Raw genomic sequence first — 9,099 nt, 5'->3', positions numbered from 1 at the left:
GCCGAGCCAGGACGATTGGAGCGGGTAGCGACTCCATCCCGCGACGAGTCCGTGGCAGCCACCCCAGTCGACACGCACGGCGTCCAGCAGCCCATCGCCAAGACCTCGGCGAGCGCCGTATCCGCGCGCGGATGGATAATCCGGCCGGTGCCAGGCACGGTGCGCACCAGATGATGGAACTGCCGTTGGATCTGGGCGAGATCATCGAAGATGTCGGCGTGATCGAACTCCAGATTGTTCAGCACCAGGGTGCGCGGGCGGTAGTGCACGAACTTGGAGCGCTTGTCGAAGAAGGCGGTGTCGTACTCGTCCGCCTCGATCACGAAGCAGGGCCCCTCCCCAAGCCGCGCCGAGAGACCGAAATCCAGCGGCACACCGCCAATCAGAAAGCCCGGCTTGAGGCCGGCGGTCTCGAGGATCCAGGCCAGCATGCTCGCCGTCGTGGTCTTGCCATGGGTTCCCGCCACCGCGAGCACATGGCGGCCACGCAGGCCCTGCTCGGCCAGCCATTGCGGTCCCGAGGTATAGGGCAGATCGCGATCGAGCATCGCCTCGACCACCGGCAGGCCGCGCTTCATCGCATTGCCGACGATCACCAGATCCGGTGCCGGACCTAGATGCTCGGCGGCATAGCCCGGCATCAGCTCGATGCCAGCGGCCTCGAGTTGGGTACTCATCGGCGGATAGACATTGGCATCGGAGCCGGTCACCCGATGGCCAAGCGCGCGCGCGATCAGCGCGAGGCCGCCCATGAAGGTGCCGCAGATACCGAGGATATGCAGGTGCATCAACGTCTCCCGTCCTGAATGCAGGCGTTAGCCGGCGCCCTCGGCGAGGCCACCGACGATCACGAACGACAGCACATCGAAACCGATCGCGATCGCCGCGCCCTGCAGCAGGGTCACCTCGAAGGCATGGCGCAGGATATGGCCGGCCGCCGCGATGCTCCACACCACCAGCAGCAGGAACAGCAAGCCGGCAAGCGCGAGCAACCCGCTCTCGGCATTCTCCGGCCGCGCCAGCCCCACCGGCAGCAAGGCCAGCAAGGTGATCAAGCTATCGACCCCGAGCAAGGCCGTCGCGGTTTGCAAGAAGCGCGCGCGTCGCTCGCACAGACTCAGCGCCACCCACAAGGCGCCCAGCATCAGGGTCAGGTCGAGCAGGTTCTGCAACAGGCCGCTCGCGAGACCGACCCCGGCCGTCAGCGCCAACAGCAGCCCCGCGCCGAGCCCGACCACCAACAGCAAGGAGAACAACACCCGCGACGCCGGCAGCTCTTGTGGCGCGCGACGTAGCAGCGCAAGTTCAATGAAGAAGTTGATGATCACCAGCACAACGGCACTTCCGAGACGAGAATCGAGCTAGGCATGATAGCGACGCGACCGCCCCCTGGGAAACGCCGCCTGCGGTCGACGCCTGGGCGGCGCGCCCTGGAACCGACACCCCGGTCATGAGCAGCGGCTAGAAACGCGGGCTAGCCGGCCTGCCCGGGCTCGCCTCCGGCATGTTCCGAGCGACCGCGCGCGCCCAGCAGCAACGCCGCGAGCAGCATCAGACCCGCGCCGGCCAAGATCGGCCGGCTGCCGAAGCGCACGAATGGCGTCGCCCCCGCGCGCGCCTCCAGCGTCCCGGTCAATGCCGCGCGCTCGAACAGGGGCAACCGCGCCTGCACCCGGCCGTGCGGGTCGATGATCGCCGAGATCCCGGTGTTGGTCGCGCGCACCAACCAGCGGCCGGTTTCGAGCGCGCGCAAGCGCGCGAATTGCAGATGCTGATGCGGTGCCAACGAATCGCCGAACCAGGCATCGTTACTGACATTGATCAGGAACGCGGCCTCCGGGAGCGCCTCCCGGACCTCCTCCGGGAACACCGCCTCATAGCAGATCGAGGCCCCCGCCGGCCAGTCGCCCACCCGCAGCAGCGGCCGCTCGGCACGCCCGCGACTGAAGTCGGACATCGGCACCTCAAACCAGTCGATCAAGGGCCGCAGTTGTCGCTTGAACGGCAGGAATTCACCGAAGGGCACCAGATGGCGCTTGAAATACTGGTCCTCGGCGCTGCCGAGGCTGACCAGGGCATTGTAGTAACGACCGTCCGGGATCATCACCGGCAGCCCGATCACCACCTCGGCGCCGGCCGCGCGCGCGGTCTCGCCGAGCGACGTTAACAGTGGCTCCTCGACGCGATGGAAGAACTCGGGGATGGCGGTCTCCGGCCAGACGATCAGGTCGCTGTCGAGATGCGCCCTGGTCAGCGTCAAATAGATATCCAGCGTCGGCATCAGGCCATCGGCGTCCCATTTCACCGCCTGGTCGACATTGCCTTGTATCAGGCTGACCTGGAGCGAGCGCTGCTCGGCGGCTGGTGCCGGTCGCGTCCATTGCAGCAGTCCGAGCATTGCCGCAAACAGCCAGAGCAGCGCGAGCCCGGCCGCCGCGCGCCGACGCGGCTGACCAGACCAATGCAAGAGGCCCCAGAGCAGGCCCGCCGAGACCGCCACCGCCAGGCTCAGCCCATGCACGCCGAGCACCGGCGCCAATCCCGCCAAAGGCCCGTCGAGCTGACCATTGCCCGCCAACAGCCAGGGAAAGCCGGTGAACAACCAACCGCGCAGCCATTCCACGAGCACCCAGAGCGCTGGAAACACCAATAGCGGACCCGCCCAGACCGGCGCCGCGCGGTTCGCCAGCCACTGTTCGAGCAACCGGATCAGCCAGGCGCAAAGGCCGTAATAGAGCGCCATCGCCGCCACGAACAGCAGCATCAGCAGGTTGGCGATCAGCGCCGGCATGTTGCCGAACTCGTTCAGGCTGATGCGCACCCAGGACACGCCGACGCCAAACAGCGCCACCCCGAACAGCCAGCCGAGCCGGAAGGCGTCAGCGCCGGTGCGACCGCGCAGCGCCCGATAGAAACCCAATAGCGAGAGCACCGCCAGCGGGTAGAGATGAAACGGCGCGAAGGACGGCACCATGAGCGCGCCGGATAGCAACGCCAGCAGTCCCGAGAGCCAGCCGTCGCGCGGCGAGTTCATTGGCGTCGAACCCGGACCCACCCTGGACCTGGGCTGTGTTTGCAAACCCGTTGTCGCCGTTCGCCTCCGCTGCCGATCTCAGTCATAGCGCTCGTCTTTCCAGCGGCGCAGCGCCGAAAACACCGGCGTCTGCCCCTCCAGCGGCCTGCCGGCGAAGCGCTCGGCGGCGGCGATCACCGCCGGCTCGGTGGTGCGCAGAAACGGATTCACCGCCAATTCCTCGGCCAGGGTCGTGGGCACCGTCGGCCGTCCCTGGGCGCGGCGGCGCTCGGCGGCGGCGATCGCCGCGGCCAGCGCCGGACTCTCAGGCTCGACCCAGCGCGCGAAACCGAGATTGGCGAGGGTGTATTCATGGGCGCAGTAGCACCGGGTCCGCGCCGGCAGCGCCGCGATCCGCCGCAACGAGGCCGCCAGATCCTCGACCGTGCCGTCGAAGACCCGTCCGCAGCCGGCGGCGAACAGGGTGTCGCCGCAGAACAGGCAGTCATCGGTCCGGTAGGCGATGTGCGTCGCGGTATGCCCGGGCACCGCTAGTACCTCAAATTCGATCGCGTTTTCCGCTCGCTTAGCCCTCACCCGATCGGGTCCAGTCCCAAGCCCTGCCCGATCCGGTGCGCGCTCAAAACCCGCCAGCCGAACGCGATCCCCATCGGCGACCACCCGGGTCAGCCCCGGAATACGCCGATCCTGCGGCCCGACTACCTCGGCCTGCGGCCAGCATTGGCGCAGCTCCGCCAGACCGCCGATGTGATCGCCATGATGATGGGTGACGAGGATCGCCTCCAGCCGCCGCCCATCGCGCCGCAGGCGCTCGATCACCGGCGCGGCCTCGCCCGGATCGACGACGGCACAAGACGCCGTCTCCGGCCGCTGCAGCAGCCAGATGTAGTTGTCCTCAAAGGCGGGGATCGGTTCGATGGTTAGGTCCATGGGCCTATCGGGTCCAAGTCGCTATCCAGTGTCCCCTTCCCGATCATTGCCGGACAGTCGCGCTCACATCGGGAAGTCGTTGATGGAGAGGGTTTCCAAGTCTCAACCGAGACTCGCGCCTTGCAGTCGCGTCTGCTCCAGCCCGAGATCGCGCAGCTCGGCGCGCACCGCCTCCTCGATGCCGGCGTCATCCAGTCCACAGGCCGCGAGTTGCTGATCATGGCTGGCCTGCTCCTGGCAGCGATCCGGCAAGCCGAGATGCAGGCAGCGCACCAACACGCCCTGCTCGGCCAGTAACTCCGAGACCGCCGAGCCGGCGCCCCCGGCGACCGCGTTCTCCTCCACCGTCACCAGCAGTCGGTGGCGCTCGGCCATCTCCAGAATCATCAGATCATCGAGCGGCTTGACGAAGCGCATATTGACCACGGTTGCGTTCAGGCGCTCGCCCACCGCCTCGGCGGCGGCGACGCGACTGCCGAAGGCGAGCAGCGCCACGTTGTTGCCTTCACGCCGGATCTCGGCCTTGCCGATCGGCAGCAGTGCGCCACCGGTCTTGTCCACGGCGACCCCGGGACCGCGCCCGCGCGGATAGCGCACCAGCGCCGGACCATCATGGGCATAGGCGGTCTCCAGCATCCACCAGCATTCGTGTTCATCCGCCGGTGCCATGATGACGATATGCGGCAGCGGGCGCGTGTAGCTGTAATCGAAGGCGCCGGCGTGGGTCGGCCCATCGGCCCCGACCAGCCCGGCGCGATCGACCGCGAAGGTCACGTCGAGCCCCTGCAGACAGACATCGTGCACCAGTTGGTCGTAGCCGCGCTGCAGGAAGGTCGAGTAGATCGCCACCACCGGCTTCATGCCCTCGCAGGCCATGCCGGCGGCCAGCGTCACCGCGTGCTGTTCGGCGATGCCGACATCGAAATAACGCTCCGGGAAACGCTCCGAGAAGCCCACCATGCCCGAGCCCTCGCGCATCGCCGGGGTGATCGCGAGCAGCCGCGAGTCGGTCTCGGCGCGCTCACAGAGCCAGTCGCCGAAGATCTGGGTGTAGCTCTTGCCGCCGCTCTTCTTGGCCACCGCGCCGGTCTTCAGGTCGAAGGGGGTGACGCCGTGATAGGTGGTCGGCGCGTGCTCGGCCGGCTCATAGCCACGCCCTTTCTGGGTGATCAGGTGTAGCAGCCGTGGCCCCGGCATCCTTTTCATGTTGCGCAGGGTCGCCACCACCGCATCCATGTCATGCCCATCGACCGGACCGATGTAGTTGAAGCCCAGCTCCTCGAACAGCGTGCTCGGCATCACCATGCCCTTGACATGCTCCTCCCAGCGGCCGACCAGCTCGCGCAGTTGCGGCATCCCGCGCAGCGCGGTCTTGCTGCCTTCGCGCATCCGGGTATAGATCCCGCCCGACAGCAGCCGGGCTAGGTGGCCGCTAATCGCGCCGACCGGGGGCGAGATCGACATCTCGTTATCGTTGAGGATGATCAGCATATCGGGATCGAGCGGGCCGCCATGATTCAATGCCTCGAAGGCCATGCCGGCGCTCAGCGCGCCGTCGCCGATCACGGCGATGATCTGGCGCTGCTCGCCCTTCTGCTTGGCCGCGATGGCCATGCCGAGCGCGGCGCTGATCGAGGTGCTCGAATGGCCGACGCCGAAGGTGTCGTAAGGACTCTCGGCGCGCTTCGGGAAACCCGACAGCCCGCCCTGCTGGCGCATGCGCGCCATGCGCTCGCGCCGACCGGTCAGGATCTTATGCGGATAGGCCTGATGGCCGACATCCCAGATGATGCGATCATGGGGCGTATCGAAGACATAATGCAGGCCGATGCTCAGCTCGACCACGCCGAGTCCGGCGGCGAGATGGCCACCGGTGCGCGACACGCTTTCGATCAGGAAACCCCGCAACTCCGAGGCGAGCTGTTTGAGATCGCTGCTCGGAAGCAGCCGCAGATCGGCGGGGTCATCGATGGTTGAAAGCAGCGGAAAGGGATGCTCGGAAGCACTGGCGGAGCCGTTTGGGGTATCGGACATGCTGGGGTAACCGGATCATCGAGCGAGCGATTAAGGGCGAAGCGGCTTGCGGAAGACAGCGAGAATCCCGATCAGCCTGGGCGGATTCTAGTGCATCATCGCGCGCCCCGCATTATTCCGAGTCGCCACGCCCCTCGTCGGCAACCTGGACACGAAACAGCCAAGGCCAACGCTTTCCGGTAACCAGCAGATGCCCCTTCTCGCGATCGACGGCGATCCCGTTCAACACTTGCTCATGGCGACGCCGCTGATCATCCGGCCACAGGTGGCTCAGGTCCACATAACCCAGCACCCGGCCGTCGGCGGGATCGATACGCACCAGATGATCCTGGTACCAGACATTCGCCCACACCTCGCCGGCGATGAATTCGAGTTCGTTCAGGTGCCGCACCGGCCGATCGCCATCCATCACCTGCACGCGCTTTCGCTCACGGCCATCGACGGGATCGAGGAAGCGCAACTCGGCGCTGCCATCGCTCATGATCCAGTGCCGGCCATCGTGGGTCAGCCCCCAGCCCTCGCCCGCGATCGCGAAACGCGCGCGCGGCGTCAACGTGGCCCGCGCGTAGCGCACACCGACCCCCGCGCGCCAGGTCAGCTGGATCAGTTCATCGTTCCAGTCGGTGATGCCCTCGCCGAACCACTGCGCGGGCAGGTCGACGCGCTCCAGCACCCGCCCCGTCTCGAGTTCGACGCGGCGCAACGACGATTCGCCATAACCGCCGGTGCTCTCGTACAGCACCCCATCGGCCATCACCAGGCCTTGGGTAAAGGCGTCGGCATCATGGGGATAGCGCGCGACGATCCGGGCCGAGGCCATCGGCGCCGCGAACCCCTGCGCCGCCTCGACCGACGCACCGCCGAGGAAGAGCGCGATCACCCCGCCGACCAGCGCCTTGAGGAATCCCTTGACGAACCCCGTGACGAACCCCGTGACGAACCAACTACCGCCAGGGGGCGGCGGCGGGAGCGCCGACCCGATCCGCCAGCGGCCGGCCGGCCGGCACTCCACTCAGCGCGACCCCTCGGCCTCGTCGAGGGCGCCCAGCTGATGCTCCAGACAACGCACCCGGCGCCGCAACCACTCGACCTCATCGAGCAAATCCAGTGCCAGCGCGGCACCGGCCAGATTCAACTCCAGATCCCGCTGCAGACGCAGCGCGCGGCGCGTGCGCCGCACCTCGATGCCGGTAAAACGCCACTGCTCCGGGGCCGCGCCGCGCGGATGCAGCATCCCCTCGCTGACCATCGATCGCACCTGCTCCAGGCTCAGGCCGCACACCTCGGTCAGCTCGGTGACCGTCACCAGCATGCGCTCATCCAAGACGACCCCTTCGACTGCGCTGATGTTCGTCGACATCGGCTCAAACCCCCAGCGTGGCACGCGGATTGAAGGACTTGAAGTGCTCGGCCATGGCCTCGAAGGCTGCCTGCGCCTCGGCGCTATCGGCGGGCGGGTTGCGGATCTCGAGCTGCACGAAGGCATCGCCGGCGGGCTTGCCGGGCAGGCCGCGCCCCTTGAGTCGCAAGCGCTGACCGCTCTGCGAACCGGGCGGGATCTTGAGGCTCAGGGTGCCGCCAAGCGTGGGCACCGGCACGCTGCCACCGCGCGCCGCCTCCCAAGGCGCGATCGGCAAGGTCAGATGGATATCCTTGCCCTCGGCGCGAAAGATCGGATGCGGCTCGAATTCGATCTCGAGGAAGAGATCGCCGGCCGTGCCTGCCTGTGCGCCGCCGCCGAATCCGGCGCCGCCTTGACCCGCCAAGCGGATCTGCTGTCCCTCGGTGATGCCGGCCGGGATGCGCACATTCAGCGTCTTGGTGCGGGACACCGCCCGCCCCTGGGCATCGATCTCCGGCACCTCGAGCCGCAATTGGCGCGTCCCGCCCGTGTACGCTTCCTCGAGCGGGATGCGGATGCGCGCGCTCTGATCGGAACCGCGTCCGGCGAATGGATCGGCATGCATACCGGCGCCCCCAAAACCGCTGGAGCGTCCGGTGCGACCGCCGCCCATACCGCCCATGCCAAAGATACTGGAGAAGAAGTCGCTGAATTGCTCCGCCTCCTCCCGCGAGAATCCCTCGCTCCGACCGCGCGCGCCACCACCGGGAGGAGCGCGGAACGCATCGCCCGCCTGCCAACCGCTGCCGAGCGCATCGTATTGCGCCCGCTTCTCCGGGTCCCTCAAGACCTCATGGGCCTCGTTGACCTCCTTGAAACGGGTCTCGGCATCCGGCTCCTTGCTCACGTCCGGATGGTACTTGCGCGCCAACTTGCGATAGGCCGCCTTGATCTCGTCGGGCTTCGCCTCGCGCGAAACCCCCAGGATCTTGTAGTAATCCTTGTATTCCATCGTCGTTGCTCCTGAATGGGATACAGTTGTCTAGTCCGAGCAAGACTGATTCATTTGCCGAGCTGGAAAAAACTGAGGGCTATGATGCTTTATAGCCCCTTGGCGAATCGAATAACCTAAGCTGACCCTCCGCGTGAGCCTTTCGTTTGGCGACTCCAGACAAGGAATTCTCCTCGACGTCCTCGTTTCCCCATTGATACCATCCGGCTCGACTAAAGCGTGCGAATAGTTCCAAATAAGGGCCAGGCGAGCACTCTTCAATAATGCCATATATCTCGTCCGGCTTTCTTGAGTGCTCGCGTTTACGCGTTGAAAACAGATTGACACGCGTCCGACCCGGCGGCAGCGTTCTCATGCTTCCCCGCACCCCGAAAAGAATCAATTCGGTAACGTTGCGAAAATAAAACCCGACGCCACGCCCATCCGGGCCGCCATCCTTGCGGACCTTATACCAAACGAGGTTCGTTTTGTAGGTGAAGCCCCAAGCCGCCATGACCCGAAGACCCTCCATAAGGAGCGCATTTGGAACCCATAAATATAAATGCGATTTTGCCGCAGCCAATCGAGAGACCGGCAAATCCATGATCTCCTTCAGCTCCATTGTCGGATATCTTAACAAGCGCCGATGCTCAGGAGCGACTTTCCCAGTACGATTGCTGAATTGCCAAGGCGGATCCGCCAAAATCGTCGAATAGTGTCCAGAGACCTTCTCGATCAAGTCTTTCGAGGGGTTCGGCTCAGCGATTT

Annotated in this window: 9 protein-coding genes; all 9 read right to left on the bottom strand. The window is 66.1% G+C overall.

What is annotated here, in order from left to right; genetic code table 11:
* On the bottom strand, positions 1 to 788 hold a 788-nt coding region (gene mpl, locus ACLFQI_RS08645; protein ID WP_410758519.1), incomplete at its 3' end, for a UDP-N-acetylmuramate:L-alanyl-gamma-D-glutamyl-meso-diaminopimelate ligase.
* Between the two features lie 27 nt (positions 789 to 815).
* Complete coding sequence (locus ACLFQI_RS08640; protein WP_410758518.1) at positions 816 to 1,334, bottom strand: hypothetical protein; 519 nt, start codon at positions 1,332 to 1,334, stop codon at positions 816 to 818.
* A gap of 140 nt (positions 1,335 to 1,474) precedes the next feature.
* Positions 1,475 to 3,034: an apolipoprotein N-acyltransferase gene (gene lnt / locus ACLFQI_RS08635; protein ID WP_410758517.1), complete on the bottom strand. Its 1,560-nt coding sequence runs from the start codon at positions 3,032 to 3,034 to the stop codon at positions 1,475 to 1,477.
* A 78-nt stretch (positions 3,035 to 3,112) separates the two neighbouring features.
* The gene (locus ACLFQI_RS08630; protein WP_410758515.1) at positions 3,113 to 3,964 is read right to left on the bottom strand and encodes a hydroxyacylglutathione hydrolase; all 852 of its coding nucleotides are present in this window, start codon (positions 3,962 to 3,964) and stop codon (positions 3,113 to 3,115) included.
* Positions 3,965 to 4,066: 102 nt separating this feature from the next.
* Entirely contained in the window at positions 4,067 to 5,998 is a 1,932-nt protein-coding gene (gene dxs, locus ACLFQI_RS08625; protein WP_410758513.1) for a 1-deoxy-D-xylulose-5-phosphate synthase, read from the bottom strand.
* Between the two features lie 112 nt (positions 5,999 to 6,110).
* Positions 6,111 to 7,010 (bottom strand): glutaminyl-peptide cyclotransferase, encoded by a 900-nt coding sequence (locus ACLFQI_RS08620; protein WP_410758512.1) that lies wholly within the window; start codon positions 7,008 to 7,010, stop codon positions 6,111 to 6,113.
* Positions 7,011 to 7,358 (bottom strand): chaperone modulator CbpM, encoded by a 348-nt coding sequence (locus ACLFQI_RS08615; RefSeq protein ID WP_410758511.1) that lies wholly within the window; start codon positions 7,356 to 7,358, stop codon positions 7,011 to 7,013.
* 4 nt (positions 7,359 to 7,362) lie between these two features.
* Positions 7,363 to 8,352 carry a DnaJ C-terminal domain-containing protein gene (locus tag ACLFQI_RS08610; protein WP_410758509.1) on the bottom strand — a complete coding sequence of 330 codons (990 nt, stop codon included), beginning with the start codon at positions 8,350 to 8,352 and terminating at the stop codon, positions 7,363 to 7,365.
* A 79-nt stretch (positions 8,353 to 8,431) separates the two neighbouring features.
* A partial coding sequence (locus ACLFQI_RS08605) for an MT-A70 family methyltransferase (protein WP_410758507.1) occupies positions 8,432 to 9,099 on the bottom strand: 668 nt, incomplete at its 5' end.

The sequence above is a fragment of the Halochromatium sp. genome (assembly GCF_046541315.1).
In the GTDB taxonomy this organism is placed as follows: domain Bacteria; phylum Pseudomonadota; class Gammaproteobacteria; order Chromatiales; family Chromatiaceae; genus Lamprobacter.
The sequence above is the reverse complement of the archived record's forward strand: the minus strand, read 5'-3'. Positions and strand labels throughout refer to the sequence as shown.

What these genes read in the sequence shown, in the direction of transcription:
- ACLFQI_RS08615 (WP_410758511.1), bottom strand. Translation starts at nt 7,358, where the DNA reads ATGTCGACGAACATCAGCGCAGTCGAAGGGGTCGTCTTGGATGAGCGC.
- dxs (WP_410758513.1), bottom strand. Translation starts at nt 5,998, where the DNA reads ATGTCCGATACCCCAAACGGCTCCGCCAGTGCTTCCGAGCATCCCTTT.
- lnt (WP_410758517.1), bottom strand. Translation starts at nt 3,034, where the DNA reads ATGAACTCGCCGCGCGACGGCTGGCTCTCGGGACTGCTGGCGTTGCTA.
- ACLFQI_RS08630 (WP_410758515.1), bottom strand. Translation starts at nt 3,964, where the DNA reads ATGGACCTAACCATCGAACCGATCCCCGCCTTTGAGGACAACTACATC.
- ACLFQI_RS08610 (WP_410758509.1), bottom strand. Translation starts at nt 8,352, where the DNA reads ATGGAATACAAGGATTACTACAAGATCCTGGGGGTTTCGCGCGAGGCG.